Source organism: Massilia sp. ZL223 (assembly GCF_018119395.1).
Taxonomy (GTDB): domain Bacteria; phylum Pseudomonadota; class Gammaproteobacteria; order Burkholderiales; family Burkholderiaceae_D; genus Telluria.
The window spans coordinates 13,907-31,028 of record NZ_JAGPWD010000023.1 but is presented as its reverse complement, the minus strand read 5'-3'; the positions used below and the strand labels follow the sequence as shown (position 1 = coordinate 31,028).

Below are 17,122 nucleotides of genomic sequence, written 5' to 3'. Positions count from 1 at the left end.
GACACGACATGGATGAGCTGGCGGCCGGGAATGCCGCCGGGCCGGGCTGGATTAGCCGATCACGAACAGCGGCTGGCCGAATTCGACCGGTTGGCCGTTTTCCACGAGGATCTTGGTGACAACGCCAGCCACGTCGGCGTCGATTTCATTCAGGAGCTTCATCGCTTCGATGATGCACAGGGTGTCGCCTTCCTTGATGTTCTGGCCGACTTCGACGAAGGCCGGAGCGCCCGGCGCCGACGAACGGTAGAAGGTGCCGACCATCGGCGACTTGACCACGTGGCCGCTCGGTTCGGCGGCGACGGCCGGTGCGGCCGGCGCTGCCGCCGGGGCCGCAGCCTGGGCTGCGTGCTGTGCCGGAGCGGCGAAATGCTGCACGCCCTGCGGCGGCATGACCACCATTTGATTCTGCGGGATTGCGGACGACTTGACGATGCGAACCTTGCTTTCGCCTTCGGTCACTTCCAGTTCGGCGATGTCCGATTCAGCGACCAGGTCGATCAAAGTCTTGAGTTTTCGTAGATCCATGTGAAACCCCTTGGAATTATTCGTTTTAAGAGAGCAGGCCGGCGCGAAGGTGGTGGCCGCGCGGCCGCTGATACATGAAGTTGACGTAGATTAACGCTATTTAAGTGCGAAGTCGATGGCAAACCGATATCCGTCCGGCCCCAGTCCGCAAATCACGCCGCGCGCGATGGCCGACAAATACGAATGGTGCCGGAAGGCTTCGCGTTGATGGATATTCGAAATATGCACCTCCACGAACGGAATCGCCACCGCAGCAAGCGCATCGCGCAGGGCTACGCTGGTATGGGTCAGGCCGCCAGGATTGATGACGATGGCGTCCACGCCTTCCTCGCGGGCGGCATGGATGCGGTCGATCAGGGCTCCTTCATGGTTGCTCTGGAAGCAGGCGATGCTCGCGCCTGCCGCCCGGGCCTGGTCCGCCGCTGCCTTCTCGATGTCGGCGAGGGTGGTCGCGCCGTACACCGCCGGCTCCCGGGTCCCCAATAAATTGAGGTTGGGGCCGTTAAGCAGCAGTAGCTTTTTTGCCATCATAAGGAGTCTGGTTGCCCGAAAGTCAGGCATTGTGCCGCCAAGCTCAGCTATTGGCAAGCGGTAAAATTATCCGTGGATAAACGCAGTTTCGCCGAAGATGGAATCGTACGACCGTTCGATAAGTGTTTGTATTGACGGCTTTTTCTGCGCGCTTCTTCGGGATTATCCGTTCAGTTTGGCGAGATCGGCGCGCAATTCGTCGAACTTCAGTTTGCCCAGGTAAGTCTTGCGTACCTGGCCATCCGCGCCGATCAGCACGGTATAGGGCAGGCCGCCCGCGGTATTGCCGAAGCCGCGCGACAGCTCGGTGCCGCCCATGCCACCCACATATAAAGGATAGGCAATCTTCAGTTTCGTGGCGAATTCGGCCATGGCCGACGGCGAATCGATGCCGATGCCGATCACGTTGAAACGCTTGCCGCCGTCCTCGCCCGCCAGGGCCGAGAGTTCCGGCATTTCCTGTACGCAGGGCGCGCACCAGGTAGCCCAGAAGTTCACCAGCAGCGGCTTGCCCTGCCACTGGGACAGCGCCTGCGGCTTGCCCTCGAGGTCGTTGAGCGATTGCGCGAACAGCTGGCCCACGGCAGTGTGCGGCTTGCCGCCGGTCGGGGCATAGGCCGTGGTCTGCGGGGAAGGTTCTTTCTTGTTGATGGCCACGAGCGCGCCCATCACGCCGAACATGGCGGCGACGGCCGCGTAGGCGGCCATGTGTTTCTTGTTCATTCGTCCTGTTCCAGAGTCTCGTCCGTATTCCCGTCGGTCTTCAAGAGGGCGCGCAGCCCATCCGCGTCGACCCGCTGCAGGCGGCCGTCGGCTCTCGGCTTGAGGGCGCCGCGCAAGTCGTGGAACTCGTAGAGCTCGGCGTGGACATCTTCCTTGCCCCACGTGAAGCTCACGGTCTCGACCGGCGCATGGCGGCCCCCCTTGAAGTGCGGGGTTTCCGAGATCTCAATATTAACATTGCGATTCAGTAAATAGATCTCTACTTCCTTGGCGCTGTCCGCGAACAATTGCAGGTGGATTGCGTCGTGCTCGCCCGCCGTGCCGTTGAGCACGGCGCCAGTAAGATAAGGGCGGAATTCGGAGAGGGCGTCCATCACCTGCAGGGCGGTGGCGCGCAGGCTGCCCAGGCGTTCGCCATGCTCGGGGCCGCCGAACAGGGCCAGGTACTTGCGCACCTCGTCCTCGATCTGGCCGTCGTCCGGCATCATATTGGGCTTGGGATCGTCGACGCCGAGGACCTGGCGCGCCGCCTTGCGCCTTGCCGTCGCGTAGTCGGCGCCATCCTGGGCAATCATGCGCGCGGCCGTGAGGGCGATCTCGGCGCGCAACTGGAGGAGATCGTTGTTCTGAGTCGGCATCATCATGAGGCCAATCATACTCTGAACGGAAAATGACGGCGGCTCGGGTAGAATCGCGTATTCGCCAAACGGACATTACTTGCCATGCACATTCATATTCTTGGTATTTGCGGAACTTTCATGGGCGGCCTGGCGGTCCTGGCCAAGGAAGCCGGCCACCGCGTGACGGGCTGCGACGCCAACGTCTATCCGCCAATGAGCACCCAACTGGAAGCCCAGGGCATTGAATTGATCCAGGGTTATGGCCCGGAACAGGTCTCGCTGAATCCCGACCTGTATGTGATCGGTAATGTCATGACCCGTGGCAATCCGCTGATCGAAGAGATCCTGAACCGCGGCCTGCCATATGTATCCGGCCCGCAATGGATCGGCGAGCACATCCTGCGTAATAAATGGGTGCTGGCCGTGGCCGGCACGCACGGCAAGACCACGACCACCTCGATGCTGGCCTGGATCCTGGAAGACGCCGGTTATGCGCCGGGTTTCCTGATCGGCGGCGTGCCGATGAACTTCGGCATCTCGGCGCGCCTGCACGGCGACAAGCCTAGCGACTTCTTCGTGATCGAGGCGGACGAGTACGACACCGCCTTCTTCGACAAGCGCAGCAAGTTCGTGCACTACCACGCCAAGACGGCGGTGCTGAACAACCTCGAATACGACCACGCCGACATCTTCCCGGACATTGGCGCCATCGAAACCCAGTTCCACCACCTGGTGCGCACCGTGCCGGGCGTCGGCCGCCTGGTCGTCAACGGCGACGAAGCCTCGCTGGCCCGCGTGCTCAAGCGCGGCTGCTGGAGCGAGAAGGAAACGTTCGGCGCGGCCGAAGGCGTGAACTGGAGCCTGATCGAGCACCCGGGCGGCAGCAGCTTCGACGTGCTCTTCAACCGCGGCGGCGGACCGGGCGAGATGCAGGGCACCGTGCACTGGGAACTGACCGGCCACCATAACCGTTCGAATGCCATGGCCGCGATCGCCGCCGCGCGCCACGTCGGCGTGCCGGCCGCCCAGGCCATCGATTCGCTGTCGCGCTTCCAGAGCGTCAAGCGCCGCATGGAAGTGCGCGGCGTGGTCAACAACGTGACCGTCTACGACGACTTCGCCCACCATCCGACCGCGATCGCCACCACCGTGGGCGGCCTGCGCCAGAAGATTGGCACCAGCGGCCGCATCCTGGCCGTGCTGGAGCCGCGCTCGAACACCATGAAGCTGGGCGCGATGAAGGATGCGCTGCCGGGCAGCCTGAAGGACGCCGACCTGGTGTTCGGCTTCGGCAGCCAGCAGGCGCTGGGCTGGTCGCTGGCCGACGCCCTGAAACCGCTGGGCGCGATCGCCCACAGCTTCGACCAGCTCGACTACCTGGTCCAGGCCGTGGTGCAGGCAGCCCAGCCGGGCGACCACATCCTCGTGATGAGCAACGGCGGCTTCGGCGGCGTGCACCAGAAACTGCTCGACGCCCTGGCTCCATGATTTTGTATTTGCACGGATTCCGTTCCTCGCCGCGTTCCTTCAAGGCGCGCGTGGTGCAGAAGAGATTGGAAGAGCTGGGACGGGCGCATGAGCTGATCTGCCCGCAACTGCCGGCCTCGCCGAAGGAGGCGATGGAACTCGCCCTGCTGCTGGCCGAACGCCATGCGCCGCACGACCTGTCCATCGTCGGTTCCTCGCTGGGCGGCTTTTATGCCACCTGGCTGGCGGAACGCCTGGACGTGCCGGCGGTCTTGATCAACCCGGCGGTGAATCCCCTGAAGAACCTGGAAAAGCACGTCGGCGTCACGACTGCCTGGCACTCGGATGAACCCTTCGAGTTCAAGCAGGAATACATCGGCGAGCTGGCCGGGCTGCGCGTGGAAAAGATCACGAAGCCCGAGCGCTACTTCCTGCTGGCCGCGACCGGCGACGAAGTGCTCGACTACCGCGACATGGTGGCCCACTATGCGGGCGCGCGCCAGCATGTGATCCAGGGCAGCGACCATGCGATCCCGGAATTCCCGGAGTATGTGGACGAGGTACTGGCATTCTGTAATCCGCAATTGATGTCAGCGGGCGCGGTGCAGTGAGGGGCGGTTCTTTGCGCCTTGCGGCCTGGCAGCCGCACGTCCTCGCCGTGCGCGCGCCAAGCCGGATGGAAGATTGGCTGACCACCAAAGGCTCGCTGACCGCGCGCCTGATCGCGCACAGCGAGCGTTTCCGGGTGCACCGCCTGCACCAGAACAGCGCCCTCTGCCTGCCCGACGAGGCGCGCGCCATCGGCCTGCCGCGCCCGGAGAAGGTGTGGGAGCGCGAAGTGCTGCTCGAATGCGACGGCCGGCCGGTGGTCTTCGGCCACACCGTCGTGCCGCGCCACTGCAGCGCGAGCGACTGGCCGCTGTTTTCGGCGCTGGGCGAGCGCTCGCTGGGAACGACCCTGTTCTACGACCCCAAGGTCGAGCGGGGGCAACTGGAGTTCGCGCGCCTGCGCGCGGGCCATCCGCTGGTCGAGCGCGTGCGCGCCGCGGCCGGCGGCCTGAAAGAGACTGTTTACTATGCGCGGCGCTGCGTCTATCGCCGCCGTCAAGGACTGCTGCTGGTCACCGAGGTATTCTTGCCGGAGGTGCTGGAGCTGGTGGCGTCCGCACCATTAAAGAACACGAAATAACATGAATCTATTCTTCGAAGAGTCGGGCGATTTCAAGGCCGGCACCGTTTTGTCGACCGCGGGCGAGGCCTACCAGGTCGAGCTGCCGAGCGGGAAGCGCACCAAGGTCAAGGCCAAGGATGTGCTGCTCCAGTTCGACAAGCACGAGCCGGAAGCCCTGATGGACGCGGCCAAGGGCATCGCCGCCGAGGTCGATCTCGACTTCCTGTGGGAAGTGGCGGGCCAGGAGGAGTTCGGCTTCGCCGAGCTGGGCGCCGAGTATTTCGGCCATGCGCCGCTGCCGCCGGAAGCCGCCGGCCTGGTGCTGGCCCTGCACAACGCGCCCATCTACTTCTATAAGAAGGGCCGCGGGCGCTACAAGGCCGCGCCGGAGCAATCGCTGAAGGCGGCGCTGGCCGGCATCGAGAAGAAGAAGCAGCAAGCGCTCATCCAGGCCGCATACGTCGAGGAACTCAAGGCCGGCAAGCTGCCGCAGGCCATGCAGGCCCTGGTGCACCAGCTGCTGTTCAAGCCGGACAAGAACACCATCGAATACAAGGCCCTGGAAGCGGCCGCCGACGAGCTGCAGACCACCGCCCAGCGCCTCATGCTGGGCAATGGCGGCCTGGCCTCGCCGAAGGATCTGCACATGGCGCGCTTCCTGTTCGAGCACTTCCCGCGCGGCGCCGGCTTCCCGGCCGTCGACGTGCCGAAGGCTCCGGGCGACCTGCCGCTGGCCGAGGTGGCCGCCTTCTCGATCGACGACGTGACCACGACCGAGATCGACGACGCCTTCTCGGTGGTGAGGCTGGACGACGGCACGGTGCGCGTGGGTATCCACATCGCCGCGCCGGGCCTGGGCATCCGTCCGGACGACGCCATCGACAAGATCGCGCGCGGCCGCATGTCGACCGTGTATATGCCGGGCGATAAGATCACCATGCTGCCGGACGAGGTGGTGGACGCCTTCACCCTGGCCGAAGGGAACGAGTGCCCGGCGCTGTCGCTGTACGCGGTGCTCAACCCCCAGGACTGGACCGTGGTCTCGACCGTGACCCGCGCCGAGCGCGTGCCGATCAAGAGCAACCTGCGCCACAACGACCTGGATGCGGTGGTCAACGAAGAGACCCTGTCCAACGGGGAAGGGGAGTACCCACACAAGGAGGAACTGGGTTTCCTGTGGCAGTGGGCCCTGCAGCTGGAGGCGGGCCGCATGAAGAAGCGCGAGGCCTTCGGCCTCAAGCCGGAGCAGGCCAACCGCGTGGACTTCAACTTCTACGTGGAAGACGACGTGGTCAGCATCGTGCGCCGCAAGCGCGGCGCGCCGCTGGACAAGATCGTGGCCGAGCTGATGATCTTCGCCAACAGCACCTGGGGCAAGCTGCTGCACGACTCGGGCGTGCCGGGCATCTACCGCTCGCAGACCCCGGGTGCGGGCGGCTGGGCGTCCAAGATGCAGGTGCGCATGGTGACCCACGCGGCCCCGCACCAGGGCCTGGGCGTGGACCAGTACGCATGGAGCACCTCGCCGCTGCGCCGCTATACCGACCTGGTGAACCAGTGGCAGATCCTGGCTTGCGCCGAGCATGGCGTGAGCGCGCCGCTGGTGGCGCCGTTCAAGCACCGGGATGCGACCTTGTTCTCGATCGTGTCGGCGTTTGACGCGGCGTATTCGGCGTACAACGACTTCCAGCAGAACATGGAGCGCTACTGGTGCCTGCGCTGGCTGGGGCAGGAACAGGCCAAGCATGTGGACGCCGTGGTGCTGAAGGACGAGATCGTGCGCCTGGTCGAGATTCCGCTGGTGGTGCGCCTGCCGGGCATGCCGCAGGTGGCGCGCGGGGCGCAGGTGCGGCTCGATATCGTGCGCTGGGATGAAGTCGACCTGACGCTCGAAGCGCGCCTGCTCGAGGTGGCGGCTGCGCCGGCGGCGGATGCGGAGCTGGTGCTCGAGGAAGAAGAGGATACGGGCGAGGCGGCGGTGGCCGAAGTCGTCGAGGCGGAAGGTGTGGTGGCGGCGGTCAGTCCTGATCCGACCACCACCGCTTAATAGATTCCCGAATAGATTCCCGCTGCGCGGGAATGGGAGAGCTTGACTTGGCTCCCGGCCTTCGCCGGGACGACGTGCATATGCTTGCCGAGCGCGCTCGATCCGTCGTTCCGGCGAAGGCCGGAACCTAAGCTCCCCACCGAAGCCGCGCTCTTATCAAATAGCAAACAGCTGCAGAAACCCAACTGTTGCACCCACGCTTCACCCACCCGCTGACCCATCTGGCGCGGTAGAATGTTTGAATTCCCTGATTCAACAGCCCCAGCGGCCCCCCGCAGCGCGTGAAGTCTTTCCAACAAAACCGTCCCCTGATGATCGCCCTGGCCGTCTCCGTCGCGGCCCACGCAGGATTGCTGGCCGTGCGCTTCGCCGCGCCGGAAGCCTTCCGCCAGCAGCCGGCCGACCCGGGGCTGGAAGTGGTGCTGGTCAACGCCAAGCACGCCAAGGCCCCGAGCAAGGCCGACGCCCTGGCCCAGGCCAACCTGGACGGCGGCGGCAACGCCGAAGCAGGCCGCGCCAAGTCGCCGCTGCCCGACCTGCGCAAGGTGGAGGACGGCGACAGCATCAAGGCCCTGCAGCGCCGCATCGCGGAACTGGAACAGCAACAGCAGGACGTGCTCACCCGCGTGCGCCGTTCGCAGTTCACCGCGCCCCCGGTCACGGAAAAGGACAAGCCCGATCCGCAGCGCACCGGCGCCGACAACCTCGAAACGAGCAAGGCGATCTCGCGCGCCGCCGCCGAGATCTTCGAGCGCATCGAGGAAGAAAACCGCCGCCCCAAGCGCACCCAGATCACGCCGAGCACGCGCCAGGTCGGCTACGCCCTCTATTACAAGGCGATGCAGAAGCGCATCGAGGAAATGGGCACGCTCAGCTTCCCGCAGCAGAACGGGCGCAAGCTGTACGGCGAGCTGGTGGTCTACATCCCGATCTTCCAGGACGGGACCATCTATATGAAGGACGGCGGCCCGCGCGTGGAGCGCAGCTCCGGCAACGCGGCGCTGGACAAGGCGGCGCTGGACATCGTGCGCCGCGCCGCGCCCTTCGGCGCCTTCCCGGCCAACATGCGCTCGCGCGGCAAGGACGATCTGTGGGAAGTGGTTACCCGCTTCCGCTTCACCCGCGAGGACAAGATGCAGGCAGAACTGCGCGGAGGCGCTGAGTGAGCGACACATTGACCGACAAGTATTGCGTGATCGGCAACCCGATCGCCCACAGCAAATCGCCCCAGATTCACGCCGCCTATGCGGTGGCCACGCACCAGAACATCAGCTACGAACGCTGCCTGGCGCCGCTCGACGGTTTCGAAGCCACCGTGCGCCGCCTGATCGCCGAGGGTTATCGCGGCGCCAACGTCACCGTCCCCTTCAAGCTGGAAGCCTTCCAGCTGGCCACCCGCCTGCTTGATCGCGCCCGCGCGGCCGGCGCCGTCAACACCCTCGTGTTCGATGATGGGGAGATCATCGGCGACAACACCGACGGCCCCGGCCTGGTGGCCGACATCGTCCGCAATGCCGGCGTGCCGCTCGCGGGCAAGCGCATCCTGATGCTGGGCGCGGGCGGCGCGGCGCGCGGCGCCATGCTGCCGCTGCTGCTGGAACAGCCGCGCGAACTGGTGATCGCGAACCGCACCCTGGCCACGGCCGAAGCGCTGGCGCGGGATTTTCCCGATTACGCGGAGCGGATCGCGGTGCGCGGCTTCGCCGAGGTCGAGGGCGTGTTCGACGTGGTGATCAACGCCACCTCGGCCAGCCTCTCCGCGGATGTGCCGCCGATCCCGCCGTCCGTGTTTTGCCAAGACACCTTGGCATTGGATATGATGTACGGAAACAAACCGACCGTATTCATGGAATTCGCCGCCGGCCACGGCGCGCGGGTGCGCGACGGCCTGGGCATGCTGGTGGAGCAGGCCGCCGAGGCCTTCGCCATCTGGCGCGGCGTGCGGCCCGATACGGCGGACCTCCTGAAATCGATGCGTCAATAAGAATAACGATGAGCAAAGCGCGCAAGGCGGGCTCCCGCCGCTGGGTCAAATGGATCTTCCTGGGCCCGATCCTGCTGGTGCTGTTAATCCAGCTGTATTTCTTCGCCATGGTGTGCTGGTACGCGATGTTCAATCCGTCCTCGACCAGCTTCATGCGCCAGCAGCTGTCGGAACTGCAGGAAAAGAACCCGAACGCCAAACTCAAGCACCAATGGGTGCCCTACGAGCGCATCTCGAACAATTTGAAGCGCGCGGTGGTCGCTTCTGAGGACGCCAACTTCAGCGACCACGGCGGCGTGGACTGGGAAGCGATCGAACGCGCCTACGAGCGCAACAACCGGCGCAGCAAGGTGGTGGGCGGCGGCTCGACCATCACCCAGCAGCTGGCCAAGAACTTGTTCCTGTCCGGTTCGCGCAGCTACCTGCGCAAGGCCCAGGAAATGGTGATCACCTTCATGCTCGAGACCGTGATGAGCAAGAAGCGCATCCTCGAGGTCTACCTGAACGTGGTCGAGTACGGCCGCGGCGTGTTCGGCGCCGAGGCGGCGGCGCGCCACTATTTCAAGACCTCGGCGGCCAACCTGACGTCCGCCCAGGCCGCCCGCCTGGCCGTGATGCTGCCGAACCCGCGCTACTACGACAAGCATCGCAGCACCAATTACCTGGTGCGCCGTACGAACGCGATCCAGCGCCAGATGCGCTTCGCCGACCTGCCTTAAGGCCGGCTGAGCGATTTTCTCTCGGAAATTGTCGTTACGGGGTGGCCGCGTTTGCAGCCTCTCGGTTACACTTGCGCTAGTTTTCGAACCCGGCCGAGAAAAAGCGCATGATCAACGTATTTGTCCTACAAAATGGCCGACTGAACCAGGTAACCATCGCTTCGCGCGAGGATCTCGAGAATGTCGCGCCCGTCTGGGTCGACCTGACCGATCCGACCGAGGAAGAGCGCATCTGGGTCAAGACCGCCTATGGCGTGACCTTGCCGGACGAGGACGAAGTGCAGGACATCGAGGCCTCGGCGCGTTACTACGAAGCCGAGAACGGCGACCTGCACCTGCGCACCGACTTCCTGCTCGAAGAAGAGGACGGCCCTTCGCGGGTCGTGACGGTCGCGTTCATCCTGTCCGGTAAAAAGCTGTTCTCCGTGCATAGCGACGACCTGCCGGTCTTCCGGCTGGTGCGCATGCGCGCGCGTTCGCGCCCGGGCTCGATCGAAGACTACATGGACGTGCTGCTCGACCTGTACGCGACCGACGCCGAGTACTCGGCGGACGCGCTGGAGGGCATCTACGAGAGCCTGGAAGAGGTCTCGACCCGCGTGCTGCAGAAGGAATTCACCGACCAGGACGCGGCCGCCGCGCTGAACGCCATCGCGCACGAGGAAGACTTGAACGGCCGCATCCGCCGCAACATGATGGACACGCGCCGCGCGGTCAGCTTCCTGATGCGCGGCCGCCTGCTGAACGCGGACCAGTTCGAAGAGGCGCGCCAGATCCTGCGCGACATCGAATCGCTGGACGGCCACACGTCTTTCCTGTTCGATAAGGTGAACTTCCTGATGGACGCCACCGTCGGTTTCATCAACATCAACCAGAACAAGATCATCAAGATCTTCTCGGTGGCCTCGGTCGCCTTCCTGCCGCCGACCCTGATCGCCAGCCTGTACGGCATGAACTTCACCATGATGCCGGAGCTGAACTGGCGTCTCGGCTATCCCTTCGCCCTGGCGCTGATGGTGACCAGCGCGATCGCACCGCTGTGGTACTTCCGCCGGCGTGGCTGGCTGAAATAAAATTCCAAAATAAAACGGCCGGTGAAAGAAAATTTCACCGGCCGTTTTATTTTGTGGATGCGATTACGCGATGCGCTTGAACACCCGGCGCGCCGCTTCCACCGTCTCGGCGATCACGCCGTCATCATGCTGCGCCGACACGAAGCCCGCTTCGAACATGGCCGGCGCGAAGTACACGCCTTCGTCCAGCATGCCGTGGAAGAAGCGGTTGAAGCGCTCCTTGTCGCCCGCCATCATCTGCGCATAGGTCGACGGCACGGTGGCCGAGAAATACATGCCGAACATGCCGCCCACCGAGTCGGCGCAGAAGGTCACGCCTGCTTCCTTGGCCGCTTCGGCCAGGCCTTCCACCAGCTTGGCGGTCTGCGCGCTCAAGCGGTCGTAGAAGCCCGGCTCCTGCACCAGCTTCAGGGTAGTCATGCCGGCCGCCACCGCGACCGGGTTGCCCGACAGGGTGCCGGCCTGGTACACGGGACCGATCGGCGCCATCTTCTGCATCAGTTCCGAACGGCCGCCGAAGGCCGCGACCGGCATGCCGCCGCCGATCACCTTGCCCAGCGCGGTCAGGTCCGGGCTGATGCCGTACATCTCCTGGGCGCCGCCCAGGCCCACGCGGAAGCCGCACATCACTTCGTCGAAGATCAGCACTGCGCCATGTTCGGTGCACAGCTCGCGCATGCGGGTCAGGAATTCCGGCGTGGCGCGGATCAGGTTCATGTTGCCGGCCACCGGCTCCACGATCACGCAGGCGATGGTGTCGCCCATCGAGGCGAAGGCGTCTTCCAGCTGCGGGACGTTGTTGTAGTCCAGGACCAGGGTGTGCTTGACGAAGTCTTCCGGCACGCCGGCCGAGGTCGGGTTGCCGAAGGTGAGCAGGCCGCTGCCGGCCTTCACCAGCAGCGAGTCGGCGTGGCCGTGGTAGCAGCCTTCGAACTTGACGATCTTGTCGCGGCCGGTGGCGCCGCGCGCCAGGCGCAGGGCGCTCATGGTCGCCTCGGTGCCCGACGAGACCAGGCGCACCTGCTCCAGCGAAGGCACCAGGCGGCACAGCTCCTCGGCGATCTCGATCTCGCCCTCGGTCGGGGCGCCGAAGGACAGGCCATTGGCCGCCGCATCCTGCACCGCCTTCACCACCTGCGGGTGGGCGTGGCCGACGATGGCCGGGCCCCAGGAGCCGATGTAGTCGATGTAGCGCTTGCCGTCCGCGTCCCAGAAGTACGGGCCTTCGGCGCGGGTGATGAAGCGCGGCGTGCCGCCCACCGAGCGGAAGGCGCGCACCGGAGAATTGACGCCGCCGGGCGTGGATTGCTGGGCGCGGGCAAACAGGATGTCGTTCTTGGAACTGGCGTGTTCTGTGGTCATGGTTGCGATCAAGGTGAAGCCGAAGCGCAGGCTTACGGCCGGTAGAATTTGCTGGGGATGAACTTGCCCATGCCGAAGCGCTGCGCGTGTTCGAGCGCCCCGGTGGTGTATTCCTGGGCGACGTTCAGGGCCGTGGGCGCGTCGAAGCCGCGCGCCATCAGCGCGGTGAAGGCCGCCGAATAGGTGTTGCCGGCCCCGACGAAAGGCCCCGGCAGGTGCTGCCAGTCGACGCGCGCGACTTCGCCGTCGCGGTCGAACAGGGTGTTGGAGCAGGCGCCGCCCTCGTCGCGGGTGCCGGTCACCAGCACGTACTGCAGGCCGGACGATGTCAGTTCGGCCACGTCCTGTTCCAGCGAACCCTCGCCGCCTTCGCGCCAGGTCTCGGCCATGCGGCCCAGTTCCGACTGCGACAGGATCAGGCAGGTGGCCTGGGGCGACAGGATCGAGATCAGGGCCGACATCATCTCCTCGTCGGCCATGCCGGCGTCGGGCAGGGAGGTGAGGAAGGGATCGAGGATCAGGGGCGCGTCCGGATAGTCCGAGACGATTTCGGCGATCGCCGCCAGGTGCAGGGCGCTGGGCACGGCGCCGACCTTGAAGGCGGCCACCGGCATGTCTTCGAGCAGGGTGCGGGCCTGGTCGGCCATCCAGTCGCTGTCGACTTCGTGCAGGTTTTCCACCCGCGCGCTGTCCGACACCAGCAGGCCGGCCACCGCCGTCAGGGCGTGGCAGCCCAGGGCCGCGAAGGCGGCCACGTCGGCTTGCACGCCGAGCGCGCCGACTGGATCGCAGAGCCCGAACGTCAGGATGAGGGGTAACGGTTGGTTTTGCACGACGGGTAGATTAAGATACCTGATTCCGCATTTTACTAGATAGAAGGAACAATACTGTGAGTACTGATTCGACGGCGCCTTTCCAGACCTGGATGTGCTTGATCTGCGGCTGGGTCTACGACGAAGCCGCCGGCGCCCCCGATGACGGCATCGCCCCCGGCACCCGCTGGGCCGACGTGCCGATGAACTGGACCTGCCCGGAGTGCGGCGCCCGCAAGGACGACTTCGAGATGACCGCCATCTGAGCTGCGCGAAGGCTTGATGCCGCTGTATTGACAACCGCGTAGTTGATGCAGCGCAACACTTCGCGCACAAGGGAAGGGGGCTGTGCTATCGTGGCGCTTCATGCCGAAGTGAAACGACAATGACGACATCCCCGCAACCGACGGGCCTGACCATCATGGTGATCGACGACAGCAGCACGATACGCCGCTCCGCCGAGATCTTCCTGACCCAGGCCGGCTACCACGTGGTGCTGGCCGAGGACGGCTTCGACGCGCTGGCGAAGATCAACGACCACCATCCCGCGCTGGTGTTCTGCGATATCCTGATGCCGCGCCTGGATGGCTACCAGACCTGCGCCCTGATCAAGAAGAGCGCACGCTTTTCCGCCACCCCGGTCCTGATGCTGTCGTCGAAGGACGGCCTGTTCGACCGCGCGCGCGGCGCCATGGTGGGCGCCAGCGCCTACCTGACCAAACCGTTTTCCAAAGACAGCCTGCTGGCCGCCGTGCGCGACCACACCGCCGGCAAGGCTGCATGAACCGACCCCGGAGCCGTACGTGGCCATACACAAGATTCTCATCGTCGACGATTCCCCGACCGAACGCTTCTACCTGACCGACATCCTGGCCAGGCAGGGATATGCCGTCAGCACCGCCGTCAACGGCGAAGAGGCGCTGGAGCGCATCCGCGCCGAGCGCCCGGAACTGATCCTGATGGACGTCGTCATGCCGGGCGCGAACGGCTTCCAGATCACGCGCGCGATCGCGCGCGATCCCGAGCTGTCCAAGGTCCCGGTCATCATCTGCAGCAGCAAGAGCCAGGAGACCGACCGCATCTGGGGCATGCGCCAGGGCGCCAAGGACTACCTGGTCAAGCCGGTCGACCCGCAGCAGCTGCTGGCCGCCATCGCCGCCCTCGGCGCCGACGCGGGCGCAGCCGCGGCCATGCCGGTGCGCGCGAGCGCATGATGGACATCGACGGCGCGGAGGGCAGGCCGGACGACGCCGCGCGCCGCACCCGCCTACGCGCCTACCAGGAAGAACTGCTGGAGCGCATGCAGGCCGCCAAGAGCGGCAACGGCGAGCGGGTGCAGCAGCTCGGCCTGGGCATCGCCGGCACGCGCTGGCTGCTCGACCTCACCGAGGCCGGCGAGATCGTGCCGAGCGGCCCGCTCACCCCCGTCCCGCTGACCCGGCCCTGGTACCTCGGCCTGGTCAACGTGCGCGGCGCGCTGCTGGGCGTGATCGACCTGGCGCGCTACCTGGACCAGGATGCGCCCGCAGCGGCCGGCCCGGGACGGCTGGTCACCTTCTCGCCGGCGCTGGGCTTCAATTGCGCGCTGCGGGTGGACCAGGTCTACGGCCTGCGCCAGGCCGGCGCGATGGAGCGCATCGGGGACGCCTTGCGCGACCCGGAGGGCAACACATGGAAGCCGCTGTCGCTGGCGGCACTGGTGCGGGAAGAGCGCTTCCTGCACGTCGCAATTAGCTAACCACGAACAGCAGGACCAGGAGCCGGAATGGGATTCGCCTCGAAACTCAGCACCAATTTCTTCGCCAGGGAGAGCGCCGACGACGACACCGTGCTGTCCTCGCCGGATACCCAGTTCGGCCCCGGCGTCGGCGCGGCGGCGGCAATAGCAACCGCGGCGCCCGCGGGAGGCTCCGCCGAAGCCGCGGCGCGCCGCCTGGGCAACATCCGCCACCGCAAGGGCGCGCCCGGTGAAGACGCCGAGAAGGACAAGCTCAGCCTGCCGCTGATCGGCCACCTGTCGCTGCCGCGCCAGCTGCGCCTGCTGCTGGGCGCCTTCGCGGCCGGCATCCTGCTGACCGTGCTGTCGATGTGGCAGAACGCCGCCCACAATGCCGAAGCCGCGGGCCAGAGCCAGACCGCGAGCGACGCCCTGATGAACGCCCACCGCCTGGGCAAGGTGGCGCCGAAGGCGCTGCGCGGCGACGGCGAGGCCATCGCACAGCTCGAAAGCAGCCGCGCCGACCTGGGGCGCAACCTGGCCCTGCTGGCGCGCGGCGGCAACGCCCCCGCCGGCGACATCCCGGCCGCCAGCGGCGAGGCCGCGGCCCTGGTGTCCAAGGCGCGCAGCATGTGGAGCGCCTCCGACAAGGCCGCCGCGGTCCTGGTCAAGAACAAGCGTTACCTGACCGGCTACGGCGAGAGCCTGGCGCAGCTGTCCACCTTCAGCCCCGAACTGCTCTCGATCGGCGACACCCTGCTCGACCAGCGCACCGAGCGCGGCGGCAGCGCGCGCGAAGTGGCAGCCCTGGGCCGCATGATGAGCCTGACCCAGAGCCTGACGGCCGGCGCCCACGCCTTCGTGACGCCGGGCGCGCCGCGCAGCGGCGCGGCCGAATCGATCGCGCGCGACGCCAGTGCGCTGGGCGCCATCGTCGACGGCCTGCTGGACGGCAGCGCCGCGCTGGGCCTGGCCCCGCTGGCCGACGCCGGCCTGCGCGAGCGCCTGGCCAAGGCGCGCGAAGCCTTCCGCGCCTTCCAGTCCACCGTCGCCTCCCTGCAAAGCAACATCGGCCATTTCCACGCCGCCCGCGTCGCCGAGCAGACCATCGCGCGCGACAACGAGCAGCTGGGCGCCTTGCTGGGACGCCTGCAGAACGGCTACCGCCTGGCCCAGGGCGGCAACAGCCCCTGGTTCTGGGTGCTGGTCGGCGCCGCGATCTTCACGCTGGCGATGGGCGGCAGCATCTCGCGCGTGATGCTGCAGGACCAGCGCAACCGCACCCGCGGCCTGGAAGCGCGCCGCCGCGACGCCGAAGCCATGCGCCAGCTGGCCCAGGCCAAGGAAGAAGAGGCCAAGGCCACCAACGACGCCAACCAGGCGGCGATCCTGCGCCTGATGAACGAACTGCAGGAAGTGGCGGACGGCGACCTGACCGTGCACGCCACCGTGTCCGAGGACATCACCGGCGCCATCGCCGACTCGGTCAACTACACCGTGGAAGAGCTGCGCGGCCTGGTGGTGCGCGTGATCACCACCGCCGAGCAGGTCACGCGCGCCTCGAGCGGCGCGCAGGCGGTGTCGACCCGCCTGCTGGGCGCCGCCGAGGAGCAGTCGAAGGAAATCAAGGACGCCTCCAGCACCGTGCTGCGCATGGCCAGCGAGATCACCGATGTGTCGCGCTCCGCGCTGGAATCGGCCGACGTGGCGCGCCAGTCGGTGGCGGCGGCGGAGCAGGGCGCGCTAGCGGTGCAGAACGCCATCATCGGCATGAACGAGATCCGCGAGCAGATCCAGGAAACCTCCAAGCGCATCAAGCGCCTGGGCGAATCCTCGCAGGAGATCGGCGAGATCACCGACCTGATCTCGGACATCACCGAGCAGACCAACGTGCTGGCGCTGAACGCCGCGATCCAGGCCGCCTCCGCGGGCGAAGCGGGACGCGGCTTCTCGGTGGTGGCGGAAGAGGTGCAGCGCCTGGCGGAACGTTCGGCCGAAGCGGCCAAGGGGATCGGCGCGCTGGTGCGCACCATCCAGGCCGACACCCACGACGCCGTGGCCGCGATGGAAAAATCGACCCAGGGCGTGGTCGAGGGCGCGCGCCTGTCGGACGCCGCCGGCGCCGCGCTGGCCGACATCTCGCGCGTGTCGAACCGCCTGGCGGAGCTGATCCAGGGCATGTCCTACGCCACCGAGCTGCAGGCCACCTCGGCCAACAGCGTGGCGCACAACATGCAGCACATCCTGTCGGTGACCGAGCATACCCAGCAGGGCACGCGCCAGACCGCCCAGTCGATCCGCGAACTGGCGGACCTGGCCCAGGAGCTGAAGGACTCCGTATCCCGCTTCCGCGTTGCAGCCTGATAAA

General features: G+C 66.2%; 19 protein-coding genes. 13 read left to right on the top strand and 6 right to left on the bottom strand.

The features are described 5' to 3' along the window. Positions 1-51 precede the first annotated feature (51 nt). The 4 genes from accB to KBW95_RS14915 form a co-directional block, all read right to left on the bottom strand. A complete protein-coding gene (gene accB / locus KBW95_RS14930; RefSeq protein ID WP_211524162.1) occupies positions 52-528 on the bottom strand; it encodes an acetyl-CoA carboxylase biotin carboxyl carrier protein in 477 nt (158 codons plus the stop codon). Positions 529-624: 96 nt separating this feature from the next. Beyond that, positions 625-1,056: a type II 3-dehydroquinate dehydratase gene (gene aroQ, locus KBW95_RS14925; protein WP_211524179.1), complete on the bottom strand. Its 432-nt coding sequence runs from the start codon at positions 1,054-1,056 to the stop codon at positions 625-627. Between the two features lie 165 nt (positions 1,057-1,221). Beyond that, positions 1,222-1,782, bottom strand: coding sequence for a TlpA disulfide reductase family protein (locus KBW95_RS14920; RefSeq protein ID WP_211528630.1), 561 nt, complete (start codon positions 1,780-1,782; stop codon positions 1,222-1,224). After that, on the bottom strand, positions 1,779-2,423 hold the full coding sequence (locus tag KBW95_RS14915; protein WP_211524180.1) for a hypothetical protein: 645 nt from the start codon (positions 2,421-2,423) through the stop codon (positions 1,779-1,781). The genes KBW95_RS14920 and KBW95_RS14915 overlap by 4 nt, the downstream gene beginning before the upstream one ends. 81 nt (positions 2,424-2,504) lie before the next feature. Here KBW95_RS14915 and mpl point away from each other — a divergent pair, with 81 nt between their 5' ends. The 8 genes from mpl to corA all read left to right on the top strand — a co-directional run bounded on the left by mpl (position 2,505) and on the right by corA (position 10,863). Next, on the top strand, positions 2,505-3,890 hold the full coding sequence (mpl, locus tag KBW95_RS14910) for a UDP-N-acetylmuramate:L-alanyl-gamma-D-glutamyl-meso-diaminopimelate ligase (RefSeq protein ID WP_211524164.1): 1,386 nt from the start codon (positions 2,505-2,507) through the stop codon (positions 3,888-3,890). After that, positions 3,887-4,480, top strand: coding sequence for a YqiA/YcfP family alpha/beta fold hydrolase (locus KBW95_RS14905; RefSeq protein WP_211524165.1), 594 nt, complete (start codon positions 3,887-3,889; stop codon positions 4,478-4,480). Before mpl ends, KBW95_RS14905 begins: the two co-directional genes overlap by 4 nt. Next, positions 4,477-5,058 (top strand): chorismate lyase, encoded by a 582-nt coding sequence (locus tag KBW95_RS14900; RefSeq protein WP_211524166.1) that lies wholly within the window; start codon positions 4,477-4,479, stop codon positions 5,056-5,058. The genes KBW95_RS14905 and KBW95_RS14900 overlap by 4 nt, the downstream gene beginning before the upstream one ends. 1 nt (position 5,059) lies before the next feature. Beyond that, a complete protein-coding gene (locus tag KBW95_RS14895) occupies positions 5,060-7,087 on the top strand; it encodes an RNB domain-containing ribonuclease (RefSeq protein ID WP_211528629.1) in 2,028 nt (675 codons plus the stop codon). 311 nt (positions 7,088-7,398) lie between these two features. After that, positions 7,399-8,253 carry a TonB family protein gene (locus tag KBW95_RS14890; RefSeq protein WP_211524181.1) on the top strand — a complete coding sequence of 285 codons (855 nt, stop codon included), beginning with the start codon at positions 7,399-7,401 and terminating at the stop codon, positions 8,251-8,253. Continuing rightward, a complete protein-coding gene (aroE, locus tag KBW95_RS14885; RefSeq protein WP_373888808.1) occupies positions 8,250-9,071 on the top strand; it encodes a shikimate dehydrogenase in 822 nt (273 codons plus the stop codon). The genes KBW95_RS14890 and aroE overlap by 4 nt, the downstream gene beginning before the upstream one ends. An 8-nt stretch (positions 9,072-9,079) precedes the next feature. Further along, entirely contained in the window at positions 9,080-9,790 is a 711-nt protein-coding gene (gene mtgA, locus KBW95_RS14880) for a monofunctional biosynthetic peptidoglycan transglycosylase (protein WP_211524168.1), read from the top strand. A gap of 107 nt (positions 9,791-9,897) precedes the next feature. Then, positions 9,898-10,863, top strand: coding sequence for a magnesium/cobalt transporter CorA (gene corA / locus KBW95_RS14875; protein WP_211524169.1), 966 nt, complete (start codon positions 9,898-9,900; stop codon positions 10,861-10,863). 63 nt (positions 10,864-10,926) lie between these two features. On the opposite strand, the gene hemL is transcribed toward corA, so the two are convergent. Continuing rightward, positions 10,927-12,225: a glutamate-1-semialdehyde 2,1-aminomutase gene (hemL, locus tag KBW95_RS14870; RefSeq protein ID WP_211526942.1), complete on the bottom strand. Its 1,299-nt coding sequence runs from the start codon at positions 12,223-12,225 to the stop codon at positions 10,927-10,929. A 32-nt stretch (positions 12,226-12,257) separates the two neighbouring features. Continuing rightward, a complete protein-coding gene (locus KBW95_RS14865; protein ID WP_373888807.1) occupies positions 12,258-12,992 on the bottom strand; it encodes a hydroxymethylpyrimidine/phosphomethylpyrimidine kinase in 735 nt (244 codons plus the stop codon). 158 nt (positions 12,993-13,150) lie between these two features. Between KBW95_RS14865 and KBW95_RS14860 the strand changes: the two genes are divergently transcribed. From KBW95_RS14860 to KBW95_RS14840, 5 genes are all read left to right on the top strand, one after another. Further along, positions 13,151-13,303 carry a rubredoxin gene (locus KBW95_RS14860; protein ID WP_029755924.1) on the top strand — a complete coding sequence of 51 codons (153 nt, stop codon included), beginning with the start codon at positions 13,151-13,153 and terminating at the stop codon, positions 13,301-13,303. 119 nt (positions 13,304-13,422) lie between these two features. Next, complete coding sequence (locus KBW95_RS14855; protein ID WP_211526940.1) at positions 13,423-13,821, top strand: PleD family two-component system response regulator; 399 nt, start codon at positions 13,423-13,425, stop codon at positions 13,819-13,821. 19 nt (positions 13,822-13,840) lie between these two features. Further along, positions 13,841-14,251 carry a PleD family two-component system response regulator gene (locus KBW95_RS14850; protein ID WP_373888806.1) on the top strand — a complete coding sequence of 137 codons (411 nt, stop codon included), beginning with the start codon at positions 13,841-13,843 and terminating at the stop codon, positions 14,249-14,251. Next, positions 14,248-14,775, top strand: coding sequence for a chemotaxis protein CheW (locus KBW95_RS14845; protein WP_229429765.1), 528 nt, complete (start codon positions 14,248-14,250; stop codon positions 14,773-14,775). The genes KBW95_RS14850 and KBW95_RS14845 overlap by 4 nt, the downstream gene beginning before the upstream one ends. A 27-nt stretch (positions 14,776-14,802) precedes the next feature. Continuing rightward, positions 14,803-17,118 carry a methyl-accepting chemotaxis protein gene (locus KBW95_RS14840; protein WP_211526939.1) on the top strand — a complete coding sequence of 772 codons (2,316 nt, stop codon included), beginning with the start codon at positions 14,803-14,805 and terminating at the stop codon, positions 17,116-17,118. Positions 17,119-17,122: the final 4 nt, after the last annotated feature.

Bases quoted from the DNA above. Each gene is read 5' to 3' on its own strand.
- KBW95_RS14845 (WP_229429765.1), top strand. From the start codon at position 14,248: ATGATGGACATCGACGGCGCGGAGGGCAGGCCGGACGACGCCGCGCGC.
- KBW95_RS14840 (WP_211526939.1), top strand. From the start codon at position 14,803: ATGGGATTCGCCTCGAAACTCAGCACCAATTTCTTCGCCAGGGAGAGC.
- KBW95_RS14920 (WP_211528630.1), bottom strand. From the start codon at position 1,782: ATGAACAAGAAACACATGGCCGCCTACGCGGCCGTCGCCGCCATGTTC.
- KBW95_RS14905 (WP_211524165.1), top strand. From the start codon at position 3,887: ATGATTTTGTATTTGCACGGATTCCGTTCCTCGCCGCGTTCCTTCAAG.
- KBW95_RS14915 (WP_211524180.1), bottom strand. From the start codon at position 2,423: ATGATGCCGACTCAGAACAACGATCTCCTCCAGTTGCGCGCCGAGATC.
- hemL (WP_211526942.1), bottom strand. From the start codon at position 12,225: ATGACCACAGAACACGCCAGTTCCAAGAACGACATCCTGTTTGCCCGC.
- mtgA (WP_211524168.1), top strand. From the start codon at position 9,080: ATGAGCAAAGCGCGCAAGGCGGGCTCCCGCCGCTGGGTCAAATGGATC.
- accB (WP_211524162.1), bottom strand. From the start codon at position 528: ATGGATCTACGAAAACTCAAGACTTTGATCGACCTGGTCGCTGAATCG.
- KBW95_RS14860 (WP_029755924.1), top strand. From the start codon at position 13,151: ATGTGCTTGATCTGCGGCTGGGTCTACGACGAAGCCGCCGGCGCCCCC.
- corA (WP_211524169.1), top strand. From the start codon at position 9,898: ATGATCAACGTATTTGTCCTACAAAATGGCCGACTGAACCAGGTAACC.
- KBW95_RS14855 (WP_211526940.1), top strand. From the start codon at position 13,423: ATGACGACATCCCCGCAACCGACGGGCCTGACCATCATGGTGATCGAC.
- aroQ (WP_211524179.1), bottom strand. From the start codon at position 1,056: ATGGCAAAAAAGCTACTGCTGCTTAACGGCCCCAACCTCAATTTATTG.
- KBW95_RS14895 (WP_211528629.1), top strand. From the start codon at position 5,060: ATGAATCTATTCTTCGAAGAGTCGGGCGATTTCAAGGCCGGCACCGTT.
- mpl (WP_211524164.1), top strand. From the start codon at position 2,505: ATGCACATTCATATTCTTGGTATTTGCGGAACTTTCATGGGCGGCCTG.
- KBW95_RS14890 (WP_211524181.1), top strand. From the start codon at position 7,399: ATGATCGCCCTGGCCGTCTCCGTCGCGGCCCACGCAGGATTGCTGGCC.